The following is a 25592-nucleotide window of genomic DNA, read 5'->3' as shown; positions in this document are numbered from 1 at the left end:
GTGATGAGCCTGTTCGAGAACATCGCCAGCCTGCGCGCTGACCAGCGCTTCGTCGACACCGATCACTGGGCCGCCCACGGCGCCCAGTGGGCCAGCGGCGACAGCAAACGCATCGAATGCCTGAGCGTCGTGGCCGAGACCCACGACGTGAAGACGTTCGTTTTCCACTCACCCGATTACCCTGCCCTGGCCTACGAACCGGGCCAGTTCCTGACCGTATCACCGGTCATTGACGGCCAGAGCATCTCGCGCTGCTACACGCTGTCATCGACCCCGACCCGCCCGTTCACCTTCTCGATCACGGTCAAGCGAGTACCGGGCGGCGCTGTTTCCAACTGGTTGCACGACAATCTCAAGGCCGGCGATGCAATGGCCGCCTCGGGCCCGGCGGGTGTCTTCACCCCGGTGGCAGGCCCGGCGCGCAAGTTGCTGTACCTGTCGGCCGGCTCCGGGATCACCCCGCTGATGGCGATGACCCGCGCCGCTGCCGACCTGCATGCGGACCTGGACATCGTCTTCGTGCACAGCGCACGCACGCCGAAAGACATCATCTTTCGCGAAGAGCTGACCCGACTCGAGCGTTCCATGCCGCGCCTGCGCACCCTGTTCTTCTGTGAAGGCCTGGGTGACGAGCCGGACTGGGACGGCCCGATCGGGCGCTTGTCGATCGATGAACTGCAGCAGCGCATCCCCGACTTCCTGGAACGCGCGGTATTTACCTGCGGCCCGAAAGGCTACATGGATGCGACCAAGGGATTGCTAGGTAGTGCCGGTTTCGACCTGGCGCGCTACCACCAGGAAAGCTTCGACATCTCTGCCGAGGTCGTCGTCGAGCCGGTTCCGTCCTCCGAACCCGGAAAGGCCCAGGATACGTTCACCGTGCGCCTGGCCCGGTCGGGCAAGGAGTTCACCATGACCGCCGACCAGACCGTTTTGTCTGCAGCGAAAAAAGCGGGTGCCGTGGTCCCCTCTTCCTGCAGCCAGGGTGTATGCGGCACCTGCAAGACCGCGGTGCTCGAAGGCAGTGTGGAGATGAAACACAACGGCGGTATCCGCCAGCGCGAAATAGACAAGGGCCTGCGTTTACTGTGCTGCAGTCGCCCGACTTCAGATCTGGTGATCGATCTCTGAAAAGGCGCCTTCGGGCGCCAATGCCAATCATGTAGGAGCGAGCTTGCTCCGGGCGGCGTTCCGACGATGGGCTCAAGAGCGCCGCGTTTAACCAGTAAACGCGCGTTTTCGTTAACGACCATCGCGAGCAAGCTTGCTCCTACAAGCGCCGCGTTTAACCAGCAAACACGCGTTATCGTTAACGACCATCGCGAGCGAGCTCGCTCCTACAGGGCATCACCCATTGCGGCAGACCGATCGCAGTCGAAGCGACCGCGCCTCAACGCGGCCAGCCGCGGCAAATACGTGCTCAGTCCTGCAGGAAACTGCTCTCGAACGGATAGCGCGTCAGCACCTCGCAACCGTTCTCGGTCACCAGCAACTGGTTCTCCAGCTTGATCCCGTCGCGACCGCCCACTTCGCCGATATAAGCCTCGACGCACAGCGCCATGCCCGGTTGCAGCACGCCCTCGTAGCCGTACGAGCCGACATCTTCCGGGTAGCGGATGCACGGATACTCGTCGCACAGCCCGACGCCGTGGAACATCACGCCATAGCGCTGTTCGCGGCAGGATGGCGGTAGCCGATGGCCGAGGGCGGTGAGCTCGGTGAAGCCCATGCCGGGACGGACCAGGTCGGTGTTGAAACTGATGTGTTCGCGGGCGATGCGGTACAGGCGCTTCTGTTCGGCGCTTGGCTCCAGCCCGCCGCAGATCCAGCTGCGCGACATGTCCACGCACATGCCGTAAACGCCGATCAGGTCAGTGTCGAACGACAACAGGTCGCCGTCGCTGAGTACCCGCGGGCCGGACTCTTGATACCAGGGATTGGTTCGCGGGCCGGAACTCAGGATGCGCGTTTCGATCCACTCGCCGCCGCGGCGGATATTGCCACTATGCAGCGCGGCCCAGACATCGTTTTCGGTAGCACCGGCCCGCATGGCCTGGCGCATTTCGGCGATCGACCCCTCGCAGGAAGCCACGGCGCAACGCATGGCCTTGATCTCGTCCGGGCCCTTGATCACTCGGGCGAACTCGGTGACTTCCTGGCCGCTATGGACCTGCACGCCCAAGGCGTCGAGCGCGCGCAGTCCGGCGACTTCAATGCGGTCCACGGCCAGCCTGCGGTTGCTGCCACCATGGGTTCGCAACAGATCGTCGATCTGTGCAGCGAAGCCTTGGGCGTGCTGCTCTGTGCGGTCGCCGGTTTCAAAGTAGAAGAACGAGGCGCCGCTGCGCAGTTCGCTGACCAGGGGCAGATGCGCGGAAAGGTGGTTGCAGCCATGGAAGTCCCACAGCACCACATGTCCGCTGGCCGCGACAAAACAGGCGCGTGCCGGGTTGTGCGTGGTCCACAACTGCATGTTGGTGGTGTCGGTGGCATAGCGGATGTTCAATGGGTCGAATAGCAGGATGCCTGCGAGGTCACGGGCGACCAATTGGTCTTTGAGGCGCTGCAAACGGTATTCGCGCATCGTCGCCAAATGGGGGGCTTCGAGCCCCGATCGGGCCCATTCGGCGAAGGCCAATGGGGTCGGACCGATTTCGGTGCGATCGTTGTCGTCCACCGAACCGTCGGCCTTGAAGGCTCGGCGTCGGGCAGGGTCAATGCGCCGGGTGTCGGCGGGGATGGAGAATGAAGAGGTCATCATGGCGGTCCGGTCATCCTGATTTTATTGGATTTGTCCGGGACAGGCTCCTGCCGGTGATTCAGCAGGAGCCGGCGCAGCCAGCGATGAGGCCGGTGGTCGCACCCACGCGACCGCCTTTACACTGGCAACACCTCTCCCGCAGGGACGGGAGATTCCCTGTCAAACAGTGCTGTCACAAGGGTTGTGGTTCAGTTACTGGCCTGGGTAGCCGTCGCCCGCGAAGCCTTGATCCAGCCATCGAACTGTTCCTGATGTGCAGCGATCCACTCCCGCGCATGCCGCTGGATATCCGCCAGGGATTTCTCGCCTTGCTGCATCTTCAGGTTCTGCGCACTCTCATCCGCCGCAGGAATCTGCACCAGCGACAGGTACTTCACCGCCGCCGGGTTCTTCTCGGCAAATTTGCGGTTGATCAGCGCCTGGACCTTGTCCACTGCAAAACCCAGATTCTTGCCCTGGTACGTCGTGTTGACCGTGTTGTCGCCGCCCGGCAGGTCGGTCTTGGGCACCTCCAGCCAAACCACGTCACGTCCGTCGACCAGTACACCCGCGACCCATTGCGGCGCCCAGGTGTAATAGAACACCGGCTTGCCTTCCTTGAAGCGGGTGATGGTGTCGGCCATCAAGGCGAAGTACGAGCCCTGGTTCACATGAATCGATTTCCCCAGGTCGTAGGCCTTCATCTGATGTTCGATCACCAGCTCACAGCCCCAGCCCGGATTGCAGCCGGTCATGTCGGCCTTGCCGTCACCATCGGTGTCGAACAGTTTGGCGATCTCCGGCTTCTTCAGGTCGGTGATGTACTTGATGTGGTATTGATCGGCCGTTTTCTTGTCGATCACGTAGCCCTGCAGCACGCCCGGCATAATGTCGCCAGCCTTGACCATGTTCTCGTCGCCACCGGCCTTCTGGAAGAAGCTGGCGTGCAGCTTGTCCCAGAAGTTGACGGTGAAGTCGGCATCGCCGAAACCGACCGCCAGCACCATCGTGGCGTATTCCGTCTCCTTCGGTGGCTGCACCTTGTAGCCCAGCTCGCGCAAACCGGCCAGGGCGATCTCGCCACGGAACCGCTCCTCATCGACAGAAGGGAACGCCGGCGTGATCTTCACGCCCTCCCCCGGTTTGTCCGCCGAAGCGCTGGCGCCGAGACAGACCACGCTCAGCGCGAGCGCCGAGGCGCATTGCAGGAAACGACGGGTGAATGTGGACTCGTGCATCTTCGCGTACCTTTTTCTGGTTGTTGTCTGGATTGCGGCAGATAGAACGGAAAATTTCAGGCGGTCTCGCGCTGCACTTTCGGTTGCCCGGCCCCGACCAGGCGCAGCAGCGCGCCCACCGGACCGGTGTTGAACCAGCGCCGGCTCGGGTCGGCGTTTGTCCTGGCGCCCATGGCCTGGGTCAGGCGATCGAGAAAGATCGCCAACAGCACCAGGCCGACACCGCCAACGGTGGCGAGTCCCATGTCTAGCCGGCCGATACCGCGCAGGACCATCTGGCCCAGGCCGCCAACGGAGATCATCGACGCGATCACCACCATCGACAGAGACAGCATCAGGGTCTGGTTGAGGCCGGCCATGATGGTCGAGCTGGCCAGCGGCAACTGCACACGGGTGAGCATTTGCCGCGGCGTGCAACCGAAGGCCCGGGCCGCTTCGATCTTGTCCTCAGGCACCTGGCGGATGCCCAGGTTGGTCAAGCGCACCAGCGGTGGCAGGGCGAAGACAATGGTCACCAACACGCCCGGCACATTGCCAATGCCGAACAGCATCACCACCGGCACCAGGTAAACGAATGCCGGCAACGTCTGCATGGCGTCCAGCAGTGGCCGGATGATCCTCTCCAGGCTGTCGCTGCGGGCGCAGACGATGCCCAGCGGGATCCCGATCAGTGCGCAGAAAAATACCGAGGTGAGCACCAACGCCAGGGTGGTCATGGATTCCGACCAGACACCGATCAGCCCAAGCAGCGTCAGCGTCACGAAGCACAGCAGCGCCATGCGCTTACCCGCGAGCTGCCAGCCGAGCAGCGATGACAGCAGGATGCCAATGCTCGGCGGAATGCTCTGCAAGGCGAATTCGATGCCATTGAGCACCTGGTCAATCGGCCAGCGGATGGCACGGAATACATCACGGAAATTGTGCACCATGTAGTTCAAGACACTTTCCACCCAGGTGCCCAAGGGGATCGTGGCGGACTGGAAGGGATCGAGAAAACTGAAATCAGACATCGTGGCTTACCTCTTTTTGTCAGGGCGCTCAGTGGTGGCTCAGGGTGTGGTCCAGCTCTTTCTGACAGACACGGCAGACCGCAGCCGGATCCAGCTGGGCGACGTCACTGGCCTTGAGCACCCGGGATACATCGAAACCCTTGAAGAAGGCGCGCACGTAGTCGTTGGCCGGCTGGTTGATCAACTCCAGCGGGGTGCCAATCTGGACGACACGGCCGCCCTCCATGATCGCGATGCGATGGCCGATACGGACGGCTTCCTCGATGTCGTGGGAAATAAAAATGATGGTGCGTTGCTGTTCGGCCTGCAGGCGGATCAGCTCGCCCTGCATCTCTTGCCGGATCAGGGGATCGAGGGCCGAAAAGGCTTCGTCCATCAGCAGGATGGTCGGGTCGTTCGCCAATGCGCGAGCCAGACCCACCCGCTGCTGCATGCCGCCTGAAAGCTGATGAGGGTAGCTATGTTCCTGGCCGGCGAGGCCTACCTGGGCCAGGGCTTCCCTGGCCCGAGCGTGCCGTTCGCTTTCACTGACACCGGAGATTTCCAGGCCGAACGCAGTGTTTTCCAGCACGCTCATGTGGGGCATCAACGCGAATGACTGGAAGACCATGCTCATGTCCTTGCGGCGCACATCGAGCAGTGCCTTATCACTCAATCCGGTGATTTCCCGGCCATTGAGATGAATGCTTCCGGAGGTGGGTTCGATCAAGCGGTTGAACAGCCGGACCATGGTCGATTTGCCCGAACCCGACAGGCCCATGATCACGAAGATCTCACCACGCTTGACGGAGAAACTGGCATTGAACACGCCGACCACGTGACCGGTCTTTTTGAAGATCTCCTCCTTGTCAGCCCCGTCGCTCAACATCTTCATGGCAATGTCCGAGTTGGGACCAAATACCTTGTAGATGTTCTTCACCGAAAGAATGTCATCGGTATGGTTCATACGCCCCTCGTTTTTATATTTTTAACCGAACGAGCTGAACTCTATCCCGGTCACTCCCCGCTGAATTGTATGGGAGGGTCAATTTGTATTATCCCGGCACCGAAATAACGTGCCCCGCTGCGTTGCGCCCGATGACTGGTCCTTCCTGTTATATGCACCCGGCCAACACCGGTGCAAAAGTACCGACAGCCGCCTGCAATCGAGTCGGCTGTCACGCATCACATGCGTACGCCTTTAATCCCGAAAAAGTTTCTGAAGGAAACACTCATGAGCCAAGTCCTGACTGTCGTGCGCAACGCCGCCGCTTCGCCCCTGGGCGAAACCGCACCGGCGCGGTTGCCGATCGGTGAACCCATTGCCCTCGCCGCCACTGGCCAGGCCCAGACCGATGACGCCGTCGGCGCCAGTGTCGGTGTCTGGGAAAGCAGCCCGGGCGTGTTCCGCCGTCATCTCAAGAACCGCGAGTTCAGTCATATCGTCAGCGGCTGGTGCATTTTCACTCCCGACGGCGGCGAACCGGTGGAACTGCGCGCGGGCGATGCGGTGCTGTTTCCGGAGAACTGCGAAGGTGTTTGGGACATCCGCGAAGCCCTGCGCAAGACCTACGTACTGTTCTAGGGAGCCGATGATGATCGAACGTATCAACGTGGGCCCGAGAGCCAGCCAGCTGGTGCTGGTGGACGGCCGCATCGAGACCTCCGGCATCGTCGCCCTGACGCCCCGACACGATATCGCCGAGCAGACACGCTGTGTTCTGGCACAGCTGGAGCAGTGGTTGGCGCAGGCAGGCGCGAGCAAGGCAAACCTCACCCGCCTGCAGATATGGCTGGCAGACATGAGCGAGTTTGCGGCGATGAACGAAGTGTATGACGCCTGGGTTGGCGACCAGCCACCGGTGCGCGCGTGTGTCGGGGCGGCGCTCGCTACGCCGCAATACCGCATCGAGATCCAGGCGTTCGGCCAGCTCTGACAGACCGATGTGCATCCCTCAAGCTGCTGCGGGCCAATCGGTCCCCGGCAGCTTTTTCATTATCAGCTCCCGCGTCAGCGTTCTTCTATCAATTGTCCCCCGCGTCATAGTGAACAATCGCCGCCGCTGCGCATTATACGATCACAAAACAACAGGCTCGAAGGCACCCCTTATGTACCGTGGACTCTGGTATGCCCAGGCGCTGGACCTCGACAGCGACCTGGCCCCTGCCCTGCAGGAATCGATTCAAGCCGATGTGTGCATTGTCGGCGGCGGCTACCTTGGCTTGTGGTCGGCCATCCGCCTGAAACAGGCCAACCCGGAAAAAACCATCGTCATCGTCGAACGCGACCGTTGCGGGGCCGGCGCCAGCGGCCGCAACGGCGGCATCGCGACGAACTGGTGGGGCAAGTACCTGTCATTGCGGACCATCTGCGGTGACGTCGAGGCGCGGCGGATTTGCGAAGCGGCGGAGTCGGCGATCAACGAGATCGGCAGCTTCTGCCAGGAACACGGCATCGACGCCCAGTACCGCAAGGACGGCTGGCTGTGGACGGCCACCAACCCGCGCCAGATGAATTCCTGGCGGGTACTGACCGAAGGGTTGCAGAACCTGGGCGTCAACCCGTTCCAGGACATGGACCGGCACACAATCCAGAGCCGCGTCGGCTCGCCATTGGTGCTGGGCGGTATCTACGACCCCAACGCCGCCACCGTACAGCCGGCGATGCTCGCCCGGGGCCTGCGCCGTGTCGCGCTGAAGCTGGGGGTTAAGATCTACGAGAAATCTCCGCTGACCCGCCTGGAACAAGGCGCCAACCCGGTGGTACACACCGAGCGCGGCACCGTGCGAGCCCACCGCGTGGTACTGGCGATGAACGCCTGGGGCGCGCGCTTCCCTGAACTGCGCCGGATGATCGCGATCATGTCCAGCGACATGGTTGCCACGGCACCGGTGAAAGCCAGGCTGGACGCCATCGGCTTCAGCGGCGGCGAGTGCATGACCGACTCGCGCACCGTGCTCAACTACTGGCGCAACACCCCGGACGGCCGTATCGTCTTCGGCAAACCGCTGGGTCAGTTCGGCTTTGCCGGGCGAATCGGCAACCTCTACGAGAAGCCTTCGCCGGCAGCGGACAAGGTCTGCGCCGAGATGCGCCGCCTGTACCCGCAACTCTGCGATGTCCCGATCGTCAGCAGTTGGACCGGCCCGATCGACCGGGCCATGAAAGGCCTGCCAAACTTCGGCTACCTCGACCATCACCAGAACATCGCCTACGGCATCGGCTTCTCCGGCAATGGCGTGGCAACCACCGTGTTCGCCAGCCGCATCATCAAGTCGTTGGTCGAACATGCCAATGACGAGTGGGCCAACTGCGGCCTGGTCAACCAGCGCATGAAACTGTTGCCGCCCGAGCCGTTTCGCTTCTTTGGCGCACACATGGTGCGAGATGCCCTGGTGCGCAAGGAATCCCTGGAAGACCACGACCAGGACGCTGGGTTCGTGACCCGCCAACTGGTCGCCATGGCCCCGGCCGGCTACGTGCCGGCGCAGAAGAAATAAGGATTTGATCGTGACTGAACAGATCGTCTTTCTCGACGACGAGGGCCTGGCGCCCTCCACCCGTCTGAAACGCCCGGCTTGCAAGCACAGCTGGCAGCAGTTTGCCTACACACGGCCAGAGCAGGTCATCGACCATCTCCAGAATGCAACCATCGCCCTGACCTGCAGCGTACCGCTGCGCGAGGAGCACCTGCGGCACTTGCCGAAACTGAAAATGATTTCGCTGGCGCTGACCGGGCGAGACATCGTCGATCTCGATTACTGCCACGCCCATGGCATCGAGGTCACCAGCGTGCCCGGTTACGCCGCCAATACCGTGGCCGAGCACAGCCTGGCGATGATCCTGGAACTGTTCCGGCGCCCGGCGGCGTTCACCCGGTTGATGCGTCAGGTGAGCACCGGCGAGGCGCCGTACCAGAACATCTACTTCAACCATCGCATTCGGGATGTACGTGACAAGCAGCTGGCGATTATCGGTAGCGGGCCGATTGCCATGCGACTGGCGCACCTGGCGCGCGCCTTTGGCATGCAGGTACTGTTCGAGGACCGGGGTGGCAAGCGCCCTGGACCAGACTGCCGGCCGCTGGCTGAACTGCTCAAGAGCTGCGATGTGTTGTCGATCAATTGTCCGTTGACACCGGAAACGCACAACCTCATTGATGTCGAACAATTGGCCTTGATGAAGCCGGATGCGGTGGTGGTGAACACCGGTCGTGGCGGGGTGATCAATGAAGCGGCGCTGATCGATGCCCTGCAGAACGGTCGACTGGGCGGCGTAGCGCTGGATGTGGTCGAGCATGAGCCGTTGCATCCGAGCAATCCTCTCTTCGCGCTGATTGACCGGGATGATTTCCTGCTCAATCCACATATCGCCTGGAGCAGTGAAGATGCCATGCAGCAGTTGATGGACAGTGCGGTGGATAACATCAGTGATTTTGTCGCTCGGCAGGGGTTTGGGAAGCGGGTTTCCAGTGGTTGAATCGATCAACCAGTCCCTGCTGAAGCCACGCCGCGTACACCCAGCACCCGGTTTACCGTCGACCCAGAGACTACGACCGAACCCTCGTGGTTTATCTGGTCGAAACGCTGGCCTCGGTCGATGCAAAAAGGAGACTGATCTATTTCAGGCAAAAAGCGATAAATAGATCTGTCACCTTTTCCGCCATTTTCCAGTCACCTTTTCCAGCTTGTCACCTTTTCCAGCTCTGCAATCCTTCAGTCAGGGTTAAGGGCTTAGTCGTCTCTACGATCACGATCCCGATCCCGATCCCGATCCCGATCATGCCGCTGATTATAATCACGACGATCGTATCGATCATGCCCATGATCATCATGACCCCGTTCGTAGCCACGATCCTGGTGGCCCCGATAATGCCTGTCTCCACCATCACGGTGATGCCCGCAGCCTACAAGCAGGATAGAGCCTGATACAGCTAACAAAATCATTACTGCGCGCTTCATTTAAAAGTCCTGATGGAAAAAGTCAGTGCTATGACCATGAGGTAACTCAATGATTCATTGGCGAAAACACACCAAACCAAATCCCGGCCCGAATTAACGATGCCCCCTTCCCCACCTTTATCCGTCAGCACCCTCCCCTGCGCCCCATGGCAACCGGACTGCACAGCAAAAAGCAGTTATTCGTTGACTACATAACCAAAGGTTTTGCAGATTTTTAGCTCGCCATGGAGACCCCACTTGTTTGATCAAAATCAAATCATCGGCTGCTTGGCGGTCTAAACTGGAACAACTGGGACTCACAAGCCTGTGGAGCACGTCATGTACTGGTTCCGTCATCACTATCGCACTTTATTGCGACTCACCCTCGGGGTGTGGGTGTTGGCAGTGATCGTGACGGCATTTCACGGCTGCCTGGTGCAGCCGGAGCACGATCTGAATGCAACGCACGCGACGCTCTCCTCACTGCAACAATTAGATGACCATGCCCAGCACGCCAGTGGCTGCCTTAAGCATTGTGAAGATGCAGCGAAGGCCATCAATCCCGCATCGAAGATCCCGACAGTAGACCTCGCCAGTTTGGCGCTTGCCTTGCTGCTACCCGCGATTCTGCTGTTTACCCTCACTCAACCCATCGCCTTCGCTGCACTTGCACTGAAGCGCCCCGCCCCCCCGGGGCCTCCAGCCCGCCTGATATTCGTCCGCTTCAACGATTAATTCGCCTCTCAGCGCGGCCACGCCGTGGCCGTTCTGCTTCATTGCGTCGATTTGGCGCGGCTTGGTCATTCCTGCTTATCAATGAGTACCTGGAGTTCAACATGCAAACACAACTGAAATTAGTTCTTGCCGCAATTTTGGCCAGCAGCCTCTCCATGGCGAATGCCGAAGATGAGCATCACCCTGTCGATGTACCTGCCAGCACAACGGCTGCCAGTGCACCGTCCGAGTCGGCAATGAACAAAGCGATGAGCGAGCAAATGCAGAAAATGCAAGCGGCTCATGACAAAGCCGTTGCTGCGAAAACCCCAGAGGAGCGGCAAGCAGCCATGCAGGAGGGCATGAAGACGATGAAGGAAAGCATGGCCATGATGAGTAAGCAGCATGATGCTGCGGGGTGTATGGGCATGGGCTCCGGCATGGGGATGTCTGGCGCCAAGGACGGCATGGGTAAAGGAATGATGGGCATGATGATGAAAATGATGGATCAGCAGTCATCGATGATGGACATGCCAATGAAGAAGTGACGATTGCTGCTCACCCATGATCGCGGCGCTGGTGCACCTAACCAGGTCACCTGCGCCGACCTTACGGAAATGTAATCACCCGCGTCCCGCTCATGTGGCATCTTCCCCCTATATAGCGGCTGGCACCGAATTCCTGAAGCGAATCCTGGCCGCACTGTGGCAGCGGATCCGTCTCTGCCTGGATTCTGACTTATTGGATACCCCTCCATGCATTCCAGAACATCGAGACGTACTTTCGTGAAAGCCCTGGCGGCAGGCGGAGTACTTGCGGGCTGTGGACTGTGGCGCAGCCCGGTGTGGGCCATTACCAGCCAGGGCCAGCCGAATGTGCTCGCCGGCACCGATTTCGATCTTTCAATTGGTGAGATGGGAGTGAACTTCACGGGCACACCTCGCACCGCCATGACCGTCAACGGCAGCCTTCCTGGCCCGTTATTGCGCTGGCGCGAAGGTAATACGGTGACGTTGCGTGTCAGGAACCGGCTCAAGGAAACCACGTCGATCCATTGGCATGGAATCATTCTGCCAGTGAACATGGACGGTGTGCCGGGCCTGAGTTTCCACGGCATCGAACCGGGAGGCCTGTACGTTTACTCATTCAAGGTCAAGCAGAACGGTACCTACTGGTATCACAGCCATTCCGGGTTCCAGGAGCAAGTCGGCGTCTACGGCCCCCTGGTCATCGATGCCAAAGATCCCGAACCGTTCCGCTATGACCGCGACTACGTGGTGATGTTGTCCGACTGGACGGATGAAAACCCTGAGCGAGTCATGAAAAAGCTCAAGAAACAATCCAGTTACTACAACCAACACAAACGCACCGTCGGCGACTTCATCGATGACGTCAGCAAGAACGGTTGGTCTGACACCATCGCGGATCGGAAAATGTGGGCTGAAATGAAGATGAATCCCACGGATCTTGCCGATGTCAGCGGCGCCACCTACACCTACTTGCTCAACGGGCAGGCTCCCGACAGTCACTGGACAGGCATTTTCAGACCCGGAGAACGGCTGCGCCTGAGGTTCATCAATGGTTCGGCGATGAGCTACTTCGACGTGCGCATTCCTGGCCTGAAGATGACTGTCGTCGCAGCAGACGGGCAGTACGTCAAGCCGGTGAGCGTCGATGAGTTCCGCATTGCCGTGGCCGAAACCTTCGATGTCATCGTCGAACCCACCGAAAACGCCTACACCCTGTTCGCCCAGTCGGTGGATCGCACAGGATTCGCGAGAGGCACGCTGGCTGTACATGAGGGGCTCTCGGCCCCGGTTCCGCCCCTGGATCCACGTCCGTTGATCACAATGAGCGACATGGGCATGGGTGATATGGCCGGCATGGATCACGGCGATATGACAGGCATGACCCAGGACTCGATGCAAGGTATGGAGGGTATGGATCACAGCCAGATGGCGCCCGCTAGCGACATGCAGGGTATGACAAGCATGGCCGGTGGATCGATGCAGAGCACGGATCACAGCCAGATGCCCGGCTCGACAAGCATGTCTGGCCACTCGATGCACGGCATGAGCGGCATGGCCTCGATGGAGCCGCACCCGGCCTCGGAAGCGAATAACCCACTGATCGACATGCAGGCGATGAGCCCCACGCCGAAACTCAACGACCCTGGCATGGGACTGAGAAACAACGGTCGCCGGGTACTGACCTATGCAGACCTCAAGAGCACCTTCCAGGATCCCGATGGCCGGGAGCCTGGCCGCACCATCACCCTGCACCTGACCGGACACATGGAAAAGTTCTCGTGGTCTTTTGACGGCCTCAAATTCGCGGATGCCGAGCCTATTCATCTCAAATATGGAGAGCGCCTCCGAGTGGTACTCGTGAACGACACCATGATGATGCACCCCATCCATCTGCATGGCATGTGGAGTGACCTGGAGGATGAAAACGGGGACTTCATGGTTCGCAAGCACACCATCGACATGCCGCCAGGCAGCAAACGCAGTTACCGCGTGACCGCCGATGCCCTGGGGCGATGGGCGTATCACTGCCACCTGATGTACCACATGGAAATGGGCATGTTCCGTGAAGTCCGTGTGCAAGAGTAGGAGCCTGACATGAACTTCCAACGAACCGCTAAACCGATACTCACCGGTCTGACCCTCCTGGGGATGATTGCCATACCGCATGCGTATGGGCAGACCGAGCCGATGCAAGGTATGGACGGCAAACAAATGCAGGGTATGGATCACTCCCGGATGCAGGGTATGGAACCCGCCACGCCCCAGCAAAGCCGTACGCCGGTCCCGGCGCTCACCGATGCCGATCGCGCAGCGGTGTTTGAAAGCCATGCCGGCCATCAGATGCACGACCGCTCGATCAACTCGTTTTTCCTGATCGATCAACTCGAATGGCAAGACGCCAATGAGGGCAGCGCACTGCGCTGGGAAGCCAACGGTTGGATTGGCGGCGACACCGATCGTCTCTGGCTACGCAGCGAAGGCGAGCGAACCAACGGTGTGACCGAAAGCGCTGAGCTTCAGGCACTGTGGGGCCACGCCATCAGCCCTTGGTGGGATGTGGTCAGTGGAGTGCGACAAGACTTCAAACCTGGCTCACCCCAGACCTGGGCGGCGCTTGGGTTGCAAGGAATGGCGCTCTACAACTTCGAAACGCAAGCCACCGCCTATTTGGGCGAGGCTGGCCAGACTGCGCTGCGGCTCAAGGGCGAATACGACATTTTGCTGACCAACCGTTTGATTCTGCAGCCCACGGCCGAAATGAATTTCCATGGCAAAAATGACCCACAACGTGCAACAGGCTCCGGGCTGTCGGACACCGAGGTTGGCCTGAGACTGCGTTATGAAATACGCCCCGAGTTCGCACCCTACATTGGCGTAACCTGGAACCGCGCATACGGCAATACAGCAGATTACATCCTTGAAGAAGGCGAAGACCGCAGCGATACGCGTTTTGTCGCCGGTGTGCGGATGTGGTTCTGAACCTGAGAGATACGTGCATTCAAACGCCATTCAAACAATAAATCCCCATCCACGGCTCAGGCCGTCAGGAGTTTTGCATGTCACCTCTGAAAACCCTCATCACTGTTGCAGCACTCAGCGCCAGTCTGCTGTTGAGCGCTGGCGCCCATGCACATCCAAAACTGTTGTCCTCTACCCCGGCGGAAGGCGCTACGGTGACCGCACCGGCAAAAATCGAACTTAACTTCTCGGAAAAGCTCACCACCCAGTTTTCCGGCGCGAAACTGATCATGACAGAGATGCCGGGCATGGCTGCGCACTCCCCCATGGGTGTCAAAGCGAGTGTCGTGGGCGCTGCCGATCCAAAAATGATGGTCATCACCCCGACAGCACCACTGACGCCTGGCACCTACAAGGTTGAGTGGAGGGCCGTTTCTTCCGATACCCATCCGATCACAGGCACCGTGACCTTTAAAGTCAAATGAACCATGGACGACTCAATCTACATTAGTCTCCGCTTTGCGCTCTATATCGACTTGATGCTGCTCTTCGGACTGGCACTGTTTGGCCTGTACAGCCTCAAAGGCAAGGAGCGCACAGACGGTGCCGTATTGAACTTTGGGTCGTTGCTGGTGGGAGCTGCCGTTATCGGCATACTGCTATCGATGGCGGCTATGCTCCACATGGCCAAGACGATGAGCGGCGTATCGAGCGTCATGGAGCTGCATCACCACATCCTGCAGATGATGCTGATGGACACTGACGTCGGGCTGACCTGGATGGTTCGAATAGCCTCGTTGACGGTGGCGATCATCGCCGCGCTCCTCAATCGACGGGCCCCCTCGACGAGCCTCTGGCTGGTCACACTGTGCGGGGCCATCGCCCTGGCGACGCTGGCCTGGACAGGACATGGCGCCATGAATGAAGGCAGCCGGCGCTACCTGCACTTTATCAGCGATATCGTTCATCTTCTGAGTGCGGGCAGCTGGTTGGGCGCTATCGCCGCGTTCGCACTTTTATTGCGTACAAACAACCTCGCAGGTGAACTGCAGATTCATTTGCTGGCTCGAACGTTGACTGGTTTCGAATCAGCGGGGGCGCTCATTGTCGCAACCCTGGCCATCACCGGAATCGCCAACTATTTGCTGGTTGTCGGGCCCGCATTCGAGACATTGACAACCAGCACTTACGGCGCCCTGCTGTCTTTGAAAGTCTTCTTGTTTGCGGGGATGCTGATGTTTGCAGCAGTGAACCGCTTTCATCTGAGCCCGCTGCTCCAACGCTCCATCAAGACAGGTACTCACAAAATCGCTATCAACGCCTTACGGCGCAGCATGATTCTAGAGTTCTCGGTCGCAGTGGTCATTATGGCCTTGGTTGCATGGCTCGGCACCCTCAGCCCCGAGATGGAGATATCAGCTCAGTAGTCCCTGAAGTCCTAAGTGTTGATTTTATCAACTGCAGGCTCGATGGCGGGTTGTTCAACCGGGTGGAGGTAATGGCTTAACGATCATCAAACTGCACGGTGCCCGGTTTAACACGCTTTCGGCGGTATCCCCGATAAACCGGTCAGGCCTATGGTGATAAACCGTACCCAGCACCACGATGTCGAAGGCATTTTGTTGAGCGAAAAGGCCGATGACCTTGTGGGGGACGCCCGTCAGTGAGTGTCGGTGGGTATTCTTGATGCAATAGCGTTCGGCAAGCACATCGAAAGCCTCCTGCTGGGCATCCTGAATTGCGTCCCTCAAACTGTTATCGAGACTGCCTGTCGGCACACTCATCGGCGCATCGCTAATCTCTGACCAACGACAGACATTAAGTAAGTGCAACGCGGCACCGCAGCTGGCTGCCAGAGTAGAGGCCAGATCGAGTATTCGCTCATTCAAACCTTGAGTCAGCTCCTCCAGATGGGACAAATCGATCGCGGCAAGAATGTTCAATGGCTTGGGGTTTCTGGCACTGGTCACCAGGTGCAGGTGAGTCGGACACTCGCGCAGCAGTCGCCAGTCCAGAGGCCGGTGAAAGGCACGGTCTAGTGCCGGCACATAATGGGTGTCCTTGATGACCAGGTCCGGATGAAAGTCATTCACGTACTCAAGCAGGTTTGTCAGGCTCGACTTGGCCCAGACCACTTCAGTGGTCACCTGCATGCCACCGCTTCGTTGAAACCGGGCCTGCTGTTCCAGCCATTGACGGTGCACCTGCAGATAACCTTCCCGTGCCTGAGCCATCGCATCATGGTCAAGCAGACCGGCTACCGCCAGGGCCTGGACATAATCGAACGCGACAATGTGCAATAAGGCACCGGTTGCACACGCCAAGGCACGCGCACGCGCAAACGCCGGGGTCAAGGTCATTTCGCTGGGGGCTATCAATAGAATACGTTTGAGTTTGAGCATCGCATACCTCGCCCGTCGACGGTCTCGACTGTCGGCCGCTAACTACAGGTCATCGACTAACTGTCGAACTGATGTTGTGCCGTCAAGCCCGGTACGGATTCGATCTAAACCGCCAGAACGCAGCATGGCACCTGATACAAAATATGCTCGGTCGTGCTGCCCAGAAGCTTTTCCACACCTTGGGACTGGACTCTACCCATCACGATCACATCCACGTTGTGTTCATTAGCAAACTCACTCAACGCCGTGACCGGATGTCCCTTTATGAAATGTCGACGATCCGAGGGCACTCCGAACTGACCTGCCAACCTGAAGAATGACTTCTCGAGGTCTCTGCGAAGCGCTTTGGTAAGATCAGCAAGCGTCAGGCCATCCATGTCCGCAAGATAGGCAGCCGAAATATCGCAGGCATACAGCAAATGCAGCTCGGCATTGCACTGCATGGCAAGACTGCAAGCCTGCTTGATGATTCGCTCATTCAGCTCGTTGTCGGCTGACTCGTTGTCCGATACCTCGACCGCTGCTACAACTTTGCGGGGTAAAACGAAGCCGCTCCCGCCCACCAGATAAACCGGTACCGAACAGTGACGTAACAAGTGCCAGTCCAACGGGGTGAAGAAGGCCCGTTTGAGCACGGACTCATGCTGAACCTCTTTGATCAACAAGTCGGGCTGCATCTCCGTGACGTGATCAATGATGTCTTGCTTCAAGTCCTCGGCCCAAGCCACCTCGGTGGTTACCTCAATCCCTCTACCACGCAAATTCTCGGCCTGAGCCTTGAGCAAGTCGCGATGGTCCTGCAAGTAACGCTCCCGAGCCAGTTCTCGATCGCCTTCTTCGAGCAATGATAACCATTTGAATGAGGGGATAAGCGCAGCGATATGCAAACTCGCGCCGCTGGCCTTGGCCAGCGCTGCCGCATGATTCATGGCTAGGGATTGGCGCAGGGCCGGGTTGGTGATCAGCAACAGGCTTCGATACTGGCTCATGATAAATCTCCAGTGAGGTGGATATTCGACGCAAGCCGCCTCTGTGTAGACGTCAGCGATTCGCCACCCATGTCTATTGCCGGTTCAGCATGGACGTCGTGCCCCTGGCGTTGCTCGACACTCAGAAAATTGCTCATGAACTTCTCCGCCAAAGGACCAGGCAACCCGTGGTTTCTTCCTCGATTCTGAGAGTCTGAAGCACAGATGACTTGATTTACATCAACTCTCAAAGCCGTTGCCTTCATTGCAGCAGTCAACATCCAGAACATGGACGGGCTCAAGCAACTGATCGTGGGCTGCAATCACCACCTCAGCTGGCATCTGGCATCTGGAGAATCTTCATGCATGTCATGGTTCCGGCTGGCGCTGTCGCGGCCAGGACTGTTCAACGGCGCGATAGTGCTCAGCCCCTTACACACGAGCGGACCGCCAGAATGCTGCCCGGCACAGAGTACAGCGCCCGTTCTGTATTGCTGCCGATCAGCCGGTCGATCCCCTCCCGATGCACCGTGCCCATCACCACTACGTCGGCCAGGTATTGCTCGACGAACTCACTGATCACCGGCACCGGTAATCCCATGACGAAATGCCGTCGCTCAGGTGGCACCCCGTAACGCTCCGCCAGTGCAATGAACGCCTGGTGCAAGGATTGACGCTGCTCTTCGCTGAAGTCCACGCCCCAACCACCCCCGGACAGTGGCGCGTCGCTGTTGAAAGCGGGCGATAAGTCATAGGCGTAAAGCACGTGTAACGGCGCATCGCATTGCAGGGCCAGGGCGTTGGCAGTCTGAATGATGGTGTCGTTCAAACCGCTGATTTGTGTCGACGGATCGAACGGGTCCACTGCCGCTACGATCCTGTGCGGCAAGCTGTAGCGGACGTGGTTGACCAGATGTACGGGGATCGGGCATTCACGCAATAAGTGACAATCAAGGGGGGTAATGAACACCCGCTTGAGCACAGGTTCAAGGGTTACATCCTTGATTAACAGGTCAGGCTTCAAATCTTCGACAGTCTTCAAAGTGTCCAGCAGCGGATGAGTGGTGAAGACGGCTTTGACCGTCACCTCCAGCCCCATGTCGCTGAGCCGGTCTAGCTCCTCGGCCTCCCAGCGGCGGTAGCGACGCAAATAGCGCTGATGTTCTGCGTCATCGACTTTTTCTTGCCATACATGAACCACCGGCGCCGGTTCGACAAAGGCTCGCACATCCAGTACGGCCCCGGCTGCCTTGGCCAATGCGACGGCACGCAACTGGGCAGGAGACTGATGCAGGGTCTGGTCAGCGATCAGCAGAAAACGTTGATATTGCCCCATCACACACCTCCGTTCGACTCCGGTCATACAGTGCCGGCATGTTTTCAAGACTGCGCTCTATCACCTGGTGCGGTTTGATATACATCAAGCACACGCAAACCAGTGCCGCCGGCACCGCTGTCTGATCCAGATCAGATTCAAGCATCGACAGCGGTGTAGAAAAGGATTGAACCGCGGTTCTTTTGCCGCATGCCAACCTTTAAAACCGCACTGGAGGAACACCCCATGCTTACCGTCAAAGACCACAATGATCGGGCCGCGGCCACCTACGCCGCGGTCGACGGCCAATACTGGATCGAAGCGCTCAAGGATGGTCGACACGTGCTGATCCGGCCACTGGCGGAAAAGGATCGCGACCGTGAATACGCTTTCATCAAACGGCTGTCTCCCGCGTCCCGCCACATGCGTTTTCTCGCACAGATCAACGAACCCGATGCTGCAATGCTCAATCAGTTGATGGACACGGATAATAATCAGCGTGTGGCCTATATCGCCCTGGTCCATGACAAAGGGCAACTGGTCGAGATAGGCGTCAGCCGATACGCGGCCACCCGCGAGCATCAGTGTGAATGTGCCGTAACGGTCGCCGATGAATGGACGCACTTGGGTCTGGGCACATTACTGATGGAGCACCTGATCACGGCAGCCCGCAAAAACGGCTTTCGCCAAATGTATTCAGTGGACTCGTCCAGCAATGCCCCCATGCGCGACCTGGCCAAGGCGCTAGGATTCGAGACGCACAATGATCCAGACGACAGCCATCAGGTCATCCATCGTCTTTACCTGTAGAACGTCGCCCCGCGATGCTCCGGCCAACAGCCCCCCATCGCGGGGCGGTCAAGCCCTCAGGATTGCAGCAGTCTTCCCGGCTTTATCGCCAGCACACTGCACGGAGCCCGATGCAAGAGTTGCTCGGCCGTGGTTCCGAGTAATTTACTCAAGCCCTTATGCTGCACCGTGCCCATGACGATGACATCGGTGCGGTACTCGCAGACAAATTCACAAATACTCGGCACAGGTGCCCCCTCGATGAAGTGACGACGTTCCGGTGGCACGCCGTGGCGTTCAGCAATGGCCGCAAAGGCCTCATGCTGAGCCGCTCCCAGCATTTCATGAATCCCGGTGGCTAGCGGCAATGCGGCAAAGCCCATGTCCTGCACGTATACAGCCGTCCAGTCATACACATGCAACAGCTCAAGACTGGCCTCACAGACCGCGGCCAGTTTGGTCGCGGCGTCGATAATCTGGTCGTTGAACACGCGGTCCTGATCTTCATCGCGCAACACATCAATGATGGCCAGAACGTTACGTGGCCGGGCGTTCAGCGCAGTAGTCACCAGATGCACCGGCACAGGACAGTCGCGCAGCAGCTGCCAATCCAGCGGCGTGAAGAACACGCGCTTGTACGCCGACTCTTCCTGGGCGTCCTTGATGATCAGCGTCAGCGGCATCTCATTGATGAAGGTCAGGATCTCCTCGTATGGATGCTGTACCCACACCACTTCGCTGGTGACCTCGACGCCATGCTTGCTCATCAAACCGGCCTGATCGACGAGCCATTGCCGATGGGTTTGCAGATAGCCGTCCCGGGCCAGGCCGAATTGCTCCGGGGCGAACAGCCCGGCCACAGCCAGTGCTTGTGAATAGTCGAACGCCACGATGTGCAATGGCAATTGCATCGCCAGCGCTAACGCCGCGGCCCGGTCGAATGCCGGTGTCCGAGTCATGGCGGAGGGAGCGATCAAGAGTAAACGCTGGGACTGTGACATGGGCACCTCGGCATACGGCCATTTCAATCCAGGAGTAGAACCACAGATTGATTGCTCCTTGTTCCGCCCACTTGATTTTTATCAGTTGCGCGCACGATATCCTTCAGAACAGCACCATCCCCGCCCACAGCGCCAGGGTCAGCAACACCTGGCCCGGGATCACGTAAGCGGCGAAGCGGCGCCCGCCGCTGACCCACGCCACCACGCATTTGCTGACGGAGTTGCTGCTGACCGCAATCAGCACAGGCCCGACAACGGCATCGAAGGGCAACTGACCGGACTTGGCCAGCGTGGCAATCGACGCCGTGGAGGCGTGCGCATCGGCAAAACCGCTTAACGTGGCCGTCAGCATCACCCCCACCTGGCCGAAGTGGCTGAGCATCACAGACGAAACAAAGGTGATGCCGGTCATCGTCAGTGTGACGATCAGGGCCAGCTTGAGGTTGAACGCACCGCCAACCTTGATCGGCTGGTTGGCCCCGGTCGCAGTCTTAGGAAACATCAGACACACACCATACAACGCAGTGGCGGCGGCTCCGGACATCAAAGGCCCCCACATATGGCGCAGCAAACCGGGGTCGACCGCCCCCAGGATCAGGCCAACCTGCATAACGGTGGCCATATTGGACAGGATCGCGGCCGCGCTCAGGACCTTGATGTTGTCGGGCTGCCGGGCGACGAGATGGCCCATGGCAGCGATCGTCACTGTGCTGGAAGCGAACCCGGAGGCAATGGCGCTAATGGCATATCCGTAACGGGTTCCCAAGGTACGGACGGCAATATGCCCAATGGCCCCCACCGCCATCAGCAATACCGTCAGGCTGCAAATGGTGCGCAGATTGATGGCTGCGTAGGGGCCGATAAAGCGGTCCGGGGCCAAGGGCAACACGACCAGCGCAGCCGTCAGGAGGATAAGGCCGTCGCCTAATTCCGCATCAGTCAATTGACTGCGGGCAAAGTGGTGAAGCTTCTCTCGATAGGCCAGCAGCCCTGCCACCACCACCCCGACAGCAATCGCCAGCTCGGGGTTGGTGGCACACAACGCCCCCAGCACCAACACCGTAAGTAACGCCACTTCGCTGGTCACCCCGGGGTCGTCGCTCAGGCTTCGCCAATAAGCCACGGTGACGAGCAATCCCAGAGCGATGGCCACGATGCCCACCAGCAAACCGCCACCGACCTGCATCGCCCCGTAACCCAGCAACGCCGTAATGGCGAACGTCCGTAAACCGGCACAAGCACGGCTCTCGCCCTGACCCATGTGCCGTTCGCGTTCAAGACCGATGAGCATGCCAATCCCCAGCGCCGCGGCTGCTCCAGTCAGCCCAATGGCTCCGTTCATGGAATCGTCATCTGCTCGAACTGCGCCCTGCGCTGGTCCACGTTGACCCCACGCGGTCGGCGCAAACCCGTTCGCCATTGGGGTAAACCGTTTGACGGTCAGGTATCCCTCTTGTGTGGCCTGCCGGGTCAGCGCCGCTTGGCCAGACATGGGGCGCCTGGATACGTGCCATGAGTTGGCCAACGAACGCCTGTGCCTCTCCCAGACTGTTGAAGTTCACTTGCAAGGCATCCATGCACACGACCCAGCAATGGCTTGCCGGTTTCTCCGTGATATCAATGATCATAGATACCTCCGTACTGCTACAAGAATCCACGCGCACAGCCTCACGGCGCAATCGCGATCCCTTCTGCACGAGCCCAAAGACTGCGCCGGGGAATCGGGGGAAAGCTTGATAATGATCAACAATTTCGTCACTGGACGACGCCCGGACAACCGCACGTCGGGCAACACCCTGCATGCCCCTCCATTTGACAAAGATCAAACCGGCCCCCCCTTAACAGCGGCAGGATAAGGGCAAGGCTTCAAAGCCCAGTAACACGGCTGTCATTGGGGCACGCGATTGCGCGATTACCTACCGGAGATCTGTCATGCCTGATCAATCACGCTTCATGCTGGTCGTCTCGCCGTTGATGGAAAACAGCCCCGCCTTCGACCGGGCCGCGGCCTTGGCCAAGGCTTCAGGTGCAGACCTGCACATCGTGGCGTTTGATTATCTTGAAGGGCTGGCGACTGCCGCCATGGTCAACGAACAAGCGCTGGAGCAGATGCGCCTGGGCTATGTCGAACGCCATCGTCAGTGGCTCGAGGACCAGGCCCGCCCCTTGCGCAAGATCGGTGTGCACGTCACCACGGAAGTCGTCTGGGTCGAAAGGCCTTTGCAGGAAATCCTCATTCATCTCAAAGAACAGCCGATGGCCGTATTGATCAAGGCGCTGGAGCACGAATCGCTGCTGTCACGCCTGATGTTTACGCCGCTAGATATCCACCTGCTGCGTGAATGCCCGGTGCCCCTGCATTTTGTCAGTCATTTGCACAACGCTTTGCCGCGCAAGATCGTTGCCGCCGTTGACCCCTTTCATTCTGATGAGCAATACGAAGACTTCAACGACAGAATTCTGCGTGAAGCCTCCAAACTGGCAAGCACCTGTAATGCAGAACTGGACGTGATCTACGCCCATGATCTTTCCAGCATCAGTGCGGACGAATTCGGTTTCAGCAATGGATCGGCGTTTTTCTCCTCAGGAAAAGCCAAGACGCTGTTCGACGCGCAGGCTGATGCCTTTCGCGACCTTTCTGAGCGCAACGGTATCCCGCCGGAGCGCCAGCACATGATCATGGGCAATCCGGCCAAGGTGCTGTCCAGCTACGCGCAGGCCTACGACACCGATGTGATTGTCATGGGGCGCGTTGGTCATCGCGGTATGGAGCGGTTGGTTGGCAGCACGGTGGAACATCTGCTGTACAAGCTGCCCTGCAGCGTTTGGGCGGTGTCCCCGGAAAAAATCTGAACGATGGACAGAGCCGTATCAAAAAACAGGTGATGGGAGAATAAGCGGGCATCCGACAAACATTCAGAGGGTGCCAGCAACTCATCGCAGATGCTGTTCAAGCACAGTTTCCACGCTTTGGACATTTCCTCGACTGTAAATCGCTCCGGAAAAGCCCCATGAATGTCGACTGGCTCAATTTCACTCCCTGGTCCTCCCTTGCAGGGGGCGCATTGATTGGCCTGGCTGCCAGTCTATTCGTCGTCGCCAACGGGCGTATCGCAGGCATCAGCGGTCTGATTGGCAGTCTTTTACAGCGCCGCAGCGAAGGAGCAGTTGAGAAAGCGCTGTTTCTTCTGGGCCTGCTCATCGCGCCGCTGTTATGGGGACTGTTTGCCACCCTGCCCCAAATCGAGTTCCAGAGCGGCTGGCTCGGACTTGCTGCTGCCGGCTTACTGGTGGGCATCGGCACCCGCTACGGCTCCGGTTGCACAAGTGGACATGGCGTGTGCGGCATATCGCGCCTTTCTCCGCGATCGATGGTCGCCACTGCGTGTTTCATGTTCAGTGGATTCGCCACGGTGTTTGTCTTGCGTCATCTGCCGGGGGGTTGGACATGATCAAACTGAGTGCATTCATTGCCGGTTTGCTGTTCGGCTTCGGTCTTCTTTTGGCAGGCATGGCCAACCCGAAAAAAGTAGTGGCTTTCCTGGATTTGACCGGTGCTTGGGACCCTTCCCTGGCGTTGGTCATGGTCGGGGCCATAGGCATAGCCGTTGGCCCTTTAACCTGGGCGCGCCAACAGTCCAGTTCGCTGTTGGGAAGGCCAATGCAGCTACCGATCAAACGTGAGTTGGACCCGCGCTTGATCGGGGGGAGCCTGTTGTTCGGCATCGGCTGGGGAATCGCGGGCATCTGTCCTGGCCCCGCTGTGGCAATTCTGCTGACGGGGCGCTGGCAAGTGATCGTGTTCATGTTGGCCATGCTGACCGGCATGTTGTTGTTTACGGCGCTGGAGACCCGGCGCAACCCTTGATCGGACCCAAAGTAGTGTCCACTAAGTATGGTGTCCACTATCTTGGCTAATGTGCAGAACGGTCAGGAGTGGGTGCTGACCGGACGGCTACAGCCCGGCCGCCAATGCTGCATGCCGGGCTCGCGGTTCAGCATGGCTTAGCCAGGGAAATGCTGGTTGGCGATCGCCACCACTTCCTGCTCGGAGATCGGAGCAAGTGCCGCCACCGCCCAGAGGTCGTAGGCCGGATGGGCACGCTGTATCGGCAGCACCATGTCAAAGCCGGCCGCTTGCAGGGAGCCGGTCAGAACCTTCTTGGTGAAACCGCAACGGTGCGCCATGAACACGTTGCCGTTGGCCATGGCCGGGCGATGGCCATAGAGGATGTCGATGGGCGCGATCGGGCCGGCGGGCGAAAGGTAGGCTTCGTCGGTCAGCTTGTCCTCGGCGACCAGGGCGCACACCGATTGCAGGTCCGGGCAGGTGATGATCACGAAACCGCCAGGCTTGAGCACGCGCTTGAACTCCGCCAGGGCTACCGGCACCTCATGGGGATAGAGATGCTCGATGTTGTGGCTGGAGAACAGCGCATCCACCGAAGCGTCCTTGACCTGGGACATGTCGGTCATGGTGCCGACGATGTCCGGGTTGACACTCTCATCGATATCGAAGCGCAACTCTTGCCATTGTTCCGAGGCGAAGCCCTTGGTCGTGTTGTTCTTGCTCTTTGGACCGCAACCTACATGGAGGAAGGTTTTCACAATCAGTTACTCGATCGAGGCCCTTGCCGGATGGCAAAAGGGGGAATGGGGGCATGTTCCGCTGACCAGTGCTTGCCGACGGACGACATGTCCCGCGCACACTAGGGGAAGTGCCGGGTAAGGGTCAAGGTCATGGCGGTACAACGTCGCACCGTTTCGTCAGCTCGCCAAGAATGGCGTAAACCCTCGAACAGTGGCCATGTGATATTAATTTTTACTGTGCGAGCCTATAACGCTGCGTTTTTTTATAACCAAAAAGCCGAAAAAGGCAAAACGCCATCAAAAAAGATTCTTAATGTTTCTACCGATTGTGTCGCTAACGACAGGTGGGCTACCAAATTCTCACCCAAGGCTACGGCGACAACGCTGGCAGCGCAGTAAATGACCCCTACACAGGAT

Annotated in this window: 29 protein-coding genes; 17 read left to right on the top strand and 12 right to left on the bottom strand. The window is 59.0% G+C overall.

Annotation, left to right across the window (positions count from 1 at the left end; all coding sequences use genetic code 11):
* The first annotated feature begins 3 nt into the window (after positions 1 to 3).
* A complete protein-coding gene (locus PMA3_RS10040; RefSeq protein WP_064676992.1) occupies positions 4 to 1131 on the top strand; it encodes an FAD-binding oxidoreductase in 1128 nt (375 codons plus the stop codon).
* 289 nt (positions 1132 to 1420) lie between these two features.
* On the opposite strand, the gene dddP is transcribed toward PMA3_RS10040, so the two are convergent.
* The 4 genes from dddP to PMA3_RS10020 form a co-directional block, all read right to left on the bottom strand.
* Positions 1421 to 2761, bottom strand: a complete 1341-nt coding sequence (gene dddP / locus PMA3_RS10035; protein ID WP_064676991.1) for a dimethylsulfonioproprionate lyase DddP — start codon at positions 2759 to 2761, stop codon at positions 1421 to 1423.
* A gap of 188 nt (positions 2762 to 2949) precedes the next feature.
* Entirely contained in the window at positions 2950 to 3978 is a 1029-nt protein-coding gene (proX, locus tag PMA3_RS10030) for a glycine betaine/L-proline ABC transporter substrate-binding protein ProX (RefSeq protein WP_064676990.1), read from the bottom strand.
* A gap of 56 nt (positions 3979 to 4034) precedes the next feature.
* The gene (proW, locus tag PMA3_RS10025) at positions 4035 to 4988 is read right to left on the bottom strand and encodes a glycine betaine/L-proline ABC transporter permease ProW (protein ID WP_064676989.1); all 954 of its coding nucleotides are present in this window, start codon (positions 4986 to 4988) and stop codon (positions 4035 to 4037) included.
* A gap of 28 nt (positions 4989 to 5016) precedes the next feature.
* The gene (locus PMA3_RS10020) at positions 5017 to 5934 is read right to left on the bottom strand and encodes a quaternary amine ABC transporter ATP-binding protein (protein ID WP_082930287.1); all 918 of its coding nucleotides are present in this window, start codon (positions 5932 to 5934) and stop codon (positions 5017 to 5019) included.
* Between the two features lie 267 nt (positions 5935 to 6201).
* Between PMA3_RS10020 and PMA3_RS10015 the strand changes: the two genes are divergently transcribed.
* The 11 genes from PMA3_RS10015 to copD all read left to right on the top strand — a co-directional run bounded on the left by PMA3_RS10015 (position 6202) and on the right by copD (position 15537).
* Complete coding sequence (locus PMA3_RS10015; RefSeq protein WP_064676988.1) at positions 6202 to 6552, top strand: cupin domain-containing protein; 351 nt, start codon at positions 6202 to 6204, stop codon at positions 6550 to 6552.
* Positions 6553 to 6562: 10 nt separating this feature from the next.
* Positions 6563 to 6904 carry a RidA family protein gene (locus PMA3_RS10010; protein WP_064676987.1) on the top strand — a complete coding sequence of 114 codons (342 nt, stop codon included), beginning with the start codon at positions 6563 to 6565 and terminating at the stop codon, positions 6902 to 6904.
* A 172-nt stretch (positions 6905 to 7076) separates the two neighbouring features.
* Positions 7077 to 8468, top strand: coding sequence for an NAD(P)/FAD-dependent oxidoreductase (locus PMA3_RS10005; RefSeq protein ID WP_064676986.1), 1392 nt, complete (start codon positions 7077 to 7079; stop codon positions 8466 to 8468).
* A 10-nt stretch (positions 8469 to 8478) separates the two neighbouring features.
* On the top strand, positions 8479 to 9447 hold the full coding sequence (locus tag PMA3_RS10000; protein ID WP_064676985.1) for an NAD(P)-dependent oxidoreductase: 969 nt from the start codon (positions 8479 to 8481) through the stop codon (positions 9445 to 9447).
* Between the two features lie 86 nt (positions 9448 to 9533).
* Entirely contained in the window at positions 9534 to 9896 is a 363-nt protein-coding gene (locus PMA3_RS32655; RefSeq protein WP_161491141.1) for a hypothetical protein, read from the top strand.
* Positions 9897 to 10247: 351 nt separating this feature from the next.
* On the top strand, positions 10248 to 10643 hold the full coding sequence (locus tag PMA3_RS09990) for a hypothetical protein (protein WP_064676983.1): 396 nt from the start codon (positions 10248 to 10250) through the stop codon (positions 10641 to 10643).
* Positions 10644 to 10744: 101 nt separating this feature from the next.
* Entirely contained in the window at positions 10745 to 11170 is a 426-nt protein-coding gene (locus PMA3_RS09985) for a hypothetical protein (protein WP_064676982.1), read from the top strand.
* Between the two features lie 207 nt (positions 11171 to 11377).
* On the top strand, positions 11378 to 13237 hold the full coding sequence (locus tag PMA3_RS09980) for a copper resistance system multicopper oxidase (RefSeq protein ID WP_064676981.1): 1860 nt from the start codon (positions 11378 to 11380) through the stop codon (positions 13235 to 13237).
* Positions 13238 to 13300: 63 nt separating this feature from the next.
* A complete protein-coding gene (locus PMA3_RS09975; RefSeq protein WP_064680662.1) occupies positions 13301 to 14131 on the top strand; it encodes a copper resistance protein B in 831 nt (276 codons plus the stop codon).
* Between the two features lie 77 nt (positions 14132 to 14208).
* Positions 14209 to 14595: a copper homeostasis periplasmic binding protein CopC gene (gene copC / locus PMA3_RS09970; RefSeq protein WP_064676980.1), complete on the top strand. Its 387-nt coding sequence runs from the start codon at positions 14209 to 14211 to the stop codon at positions 14593 to 14595.
* 3 nt (positions 14596 to 14598) lie between these two features.
* Positions 14599 to 15537: a copper homeostasis membrane protein CopD gene (gene copD, locus PMA3_RS09965; RefSeq protein ID WP_064676979.1), complete on the top strand. Its 939-nt coding sequence runs from the start codon at positions 14599 to 14601 to the stop codon at positions 15535 to 15537.
* Positions 15538 to 15591: 54 nt separating this feature from the next.
* On the opposite strand, the gene PMA3_RS09960 is transcribed toward copD, so the two are convergent.
* The 4 genes from PMA3_RS09960 to PMA3_RS09945 form a co-directional block, all read right to left on the bottom strand.
* The gene (locus tag PMA3_RS09960; RefSeq protein WP_064676978.1) at positions 15592 to 16512 is read right to left on the bottom strand and encodes a universal stress protein; all 921 of its coding nucleotides are present in this window, start codon (positions 16510 to 16512) and stop codon (positions 15592 to 15594) included.
* Between the two features lie 104 nt (positions 16513 to 16616).
* A complete protein-coding gene (locus tag PMA3_RS09955) occupies positions 16617 to 17501 on the bottom strand; it encodes a universal stress protein (RefSeq protein WP_064676977.1) in 885 nt (294 codons plus the stop codon).
* Positions 17498 to 17770 (bottom strand): hypothetical protein, encoded by a 273-nt coding sequence (locus tag PMA3_RS09950; RefSeq protein ID WP_064676976.1) that lies wholly within the window; start codon positions 17768 to 17770, stop codon positions 17498 to 17500. The genes PMA3_RS09955 and PMA3_RS09950 overlap by 4 nt, the downstream gene beginning before the upstream one ends.
* Positions 17771 to 17904: 134 nt before the next feature.
* A complete protein-coding gene (locus PMA3_RS09945; RefSeq protein ID WP_064676975.1) occupies positions 17905 to 18816 on the bottom strand; it encodes a universal stress protein in 912 nt (303 codons plus the stop codon).
* Positions 18817 to 19041: 225 nt separating this feature from the next.
* Between PMA3_RS09945 and PMA3_RS09940 the strand changes: the two genes are divergently transcribed.
* Complete coding sequence (locus tag PMA3_RS09940; protein ID WP_064676974.1) at positions 19042 to 19605, top strand: GNAT family N-acetyltransferase; 564 nt, start codon at positions 19042 to 19044, stop codon at positions 19603 to 19605.
* Between the two features lie 56 nt (positions 19606 to 19661).
* On the opposite strand, the gene PMA3_RS09935 is transcribed toward PMA3_RS09940, so the two are convergent.
* The 3 genes from PMA3_RS09935 to PMA3_RS09925 form a co-directional block, all read right to left on the bottom strand.
* The gene (locus tag PMA3_RS09935) at positions 19662 to 20585 is read right to left on the bottom strand and encodes a universal stress protein (protein WP_064680661.1); all 924 of its coding nucleotides are present in this window, start codon (positions 20583 to 20585) and stop codon (positions 19662 to 19664) included.
* A gap of 103 nt (positions 20586 to 20688) precedes the next feature.
* Positions 20689 to 21927 (bottom strand): MgtC/SapB family protein, encoded by a 1239-nt coding sequence (locus PMA3_RS09930; protein WP_064676973.1) that lies wholly within the window; start codon positions 21925 to 21927, stop codon positions 20689 to 20691.
* A 7-nt stretch (positions 21928 to 21934) separates the two neighbouring features.
* Complete coding sequence (locus tag PMA3_RS09925) at positions 21935 to 22213, bottom strand: hypothetical protein (RefSeq protein WP_064676972.1); 279 nt, start codon at positions 22211 to 22213, stop codon at positions 21935 to 21937.
* 304 nt (positions 22214 to 22517) lie between these two features.
* On the opposite strand from PMA3_RS09925, the gene PMA3_RS09920 reads away from it, so the two are divergent.
* From PMA3_RS09920 to PMA3_RS09910, 3 genes are all read left to right on the top strand, one after another.
* The gene (locus tag PMA3_RS09920; RefSeq protein ID WP_064676971.1) at positions 22518 to 23438 is read left to right on the top strand and encodes a universal stress protein; all 921 of its coding nucleotides are present in this window, start codon (positions 22518 to 22520) and stop codon (positions 23436 to 23438) included.
* Between the two features lie 158 nt (positions 23439 to 23596).
* Positions 23597 to 24037, top strand: a complete 441-nt coding sequence (locus PMA3_RS09915) for a YeeE/YedE family protein (protein ID WP_064676970.1) — start codon at positions 23597 to 23599, stop codon at positions 24035 to 24037.
* Positions 24034 to 24453, top strand: a complete 420-nt coding sequence (locus tag PMA3_RS09910; protein WP_064676969.1) for a DUF6691 family protein — start codon at positions 24034 to 24036, stop codon at positions 24451 to 24453. The genes PMA3_RS09915 and PMA3_RS09910 overlap by 4 nt, the downstream gene beginning before the upstream one ends.
* 137 nt (positions 24454 to 24590) lie before the next feature.
* On the opposite strand, the gene PMA3_RS09905 is transcribed toward PMA3_RS09910, so the two are convergent.
* Positions 24591 to 25193: a class I SAM-dependent methyltransferase gene (locus PMA3_RS09905; protein WP_064676968.1), complete on the bottom strand. Its 603-nt coding sequence runs from the start codon at positions 25191 to 25193 to the stop codon at positions 24591 to 24593.
* A 132-nt stretch (positions 25194 to 25325) separates the two neighbouring features.
* Here PMA3_RS09905 and PMA3_RS32450 point away from each other — a divergent pair, with 132 nt between their 5' ends.
* Positions 25326 to 25574, top strand: coding sequence for a hypothetical protein (locus PMA3_RS32450; RefSeq protein WP_152032250.1), 249 nt, complete (start codon positions 25326 to 25328; stop codon positions 25572 to 25574).
* Positions 25575 to 25592 lie beyond the last annotated feature (18 nt).

The sequence above is a fragment of the Pseudomonas silesiensis genome (assembly GCF_001661075.1).
GTDB classification, from domain to species: Bacteria; Pseudomonadota; Gammaproteobacteria; order Pseudomonadales; family Pseudomonadaceae; genus Aquipseudomonas; species Aquipseudomonas silesiensis.
Note: the sequence above shows the minus strand (reverse complement) of the source record. Positions and strands in the feature narration are given on the sequence as shown.

Bases quoted from the DNA above. Each gene is read 5' to 3' on its own strand.
- PMA3_RS10040 (WP_064676992.1), top strand. From the start codon at position 4: ATGAGCCTGTTCGAGAACATCGCCAGCCTGCGCGCTGACCAGCGCTTC.
- dddP (WP_064676991.1), bottom strand. From the start codon at position 2,761: ATGATGACCTCTTCATTCTCCATCCCCGCCGACACCCGGCGCATTGAC.
- proX (WP_064676990.1), bottom strand. From the start codon at position 3,978: ATGCACGAGTCCACATTCACCCGTCGTTTCCTGCAATGCGCCTCGGCG.
- proW (WP_064676989.1), bottom strand. From the start codon at position 4,988: ATGTCTGATTTCAGTTTTCTCGATCCCTTCCAGTCCGCCACGATCCCC.
- PMA3_RS10020 (WP_082930287.1), bottom strand. From the start codon at position 5,934: ATGAACCATACCGATGACATTCTTTCGGTGAAGAACATCTACAAGGTA.
- PMA3_RS10015 (WP_064676988.1), top strand. From the start codon at position 6,202: ATGAGCCAAGTCCTGACTGTCGTGCGCAACGCCGCCGCTTCGCCCCTG.
- PMA3_RS10010 (WP_064676987.1), top strand. From the start codon at position 6,563: ATGATCGAACGTATCAACGTGGGCCCGAGAGCCAGCCAGCTGGTGCTG.
- PMA3_RS10005 (WP_064676986.1), top strand. From the start codon at position 7,077: ATGTACCGTGGACTCTGGTATGCCCAGGCGCTGGACCTCGACAGCGAC.
- PMA3_RS09990 (WP_064676983.1), top strand. From the start codon at position 10,248: ATGTACTGGTTCCGTCATCACTATCGCACTTTATTGCGACTCACCCTC.
- PMA3_RS09985 (WP_064676982.1), top strand. From the start codon at position 10,745: ATGCAAACACAACTGAAATTAGTTCTTGCCGCAATTTTGGCCAGCAGC.
- PMA3_RS09980 (WP_064676981.1), top strand. From the start codon at position 11,378: ATGCATTCCAGAACATCGAGACGTACTTTCGTGAAAGCCCTGGCGGCA.
- PMA3_RS09975 (WP_064680662.1), top strand. From the start codon at position 13,301: ATGATTGCCATACCGCATGCGTATGGGCAGACCGAGCCGATGCAAGGT.
- copC (WP_064676980.1), top strand. From the start codon at position 14,209: ATGTCACCTCTGAAAACCCTCATCACTGTTGCAGCACTCAGCGCCAGT.
- copD (WP_064676979.1), top strand. From the start codon at position 14,599: ATGGACGACTCAATCTACATTAGTCTCCGCTTTGCGCTCTATATCGAC.
- PMA3_RS09960 (WP_064676978.1), bottom strand. From the start codon at position 16,512: ATGCTCAAACTCAAACGTATTCTATTGATAGCCCCCAGCGAAATGACC.
- PMA3_RS09955 (WP_064676977.1), bottom strand. From the start codon at position 17,501: ATGAGCCAGTATCGAAGCCTGTTGCTGATCACCAACCCGGCCCTGCGC.
- PMA3_RS09950 (WP_064676976.1), bottom strand. From the start codon at position 17,770: ATGTTCTGGATGTTGACTGCTGCAATGAAGGCAACGGCTTTGAGAGTT.
- PMA3_RS09945 (WP_064676975.1), bottom strand. From the start codon at position 18,816: ATGGGGCAATATCAACGTTTTCTGCTGATCGCTGACCAGACCCTGCAT.
- PMA3_RS09940 (WP_064676974.1), top strand. From the start codon at position 19,042: ATGCTTACCGTCAAAGACCACAATGATCGGGCCGCGGCCACCTACGCC.
- PMA3_RS09935 (WP_064680661.1), bottom strand. From the start codon at position 20,585: ATGTCACAGTCCCAGCGTTTACTCTTGATCGCTCCCTCCGCCATGACT.
- PMA3_RS09930 (WP_064676973.1), bottom strand. From the start codon at position 21,927: ATGAACGGAGCCATTGGGCTGACTGGAGCAGCCGCGGCGCTGGGGATT.
- PMA3_RS09925 (WP_064676972.1), bottom strand. From the start codon at position 22,213: ATGATCATTGATATCACGGAGAAACCGGCAAGCCATTGCTGGGTCGTG.
- PMA3_RS09920 (WP_064676971.1), top strand. From the start codon at position 22,518: ATGCCTGATCAATCACGCTTCATGCTGGTCGTCTCGCCGTTGATGGAA.
- PMA3_RS09915 (WP_064676970.1), top strand. From the start codon at position 23,597: ATGAATGTCGACTGGCTCAATTTCACTCCCTGGTCCTCCCTTGCAGGG.
- PMA3_RS09910 (WP_064676969.1), top strand. From the start codon at position 24,034: ATGATCAAACTGAGTGCATTCATTGCCGGTTTGCTGTTCGGCTTCGGT.
- PMA3_RS32450 (WP_152032250.1), top strand. From the start codon at position 25,326: ATGGCGGTACAACGTCGCACCGTTTCGTCAGCTCGCCAAGAATGGCGT.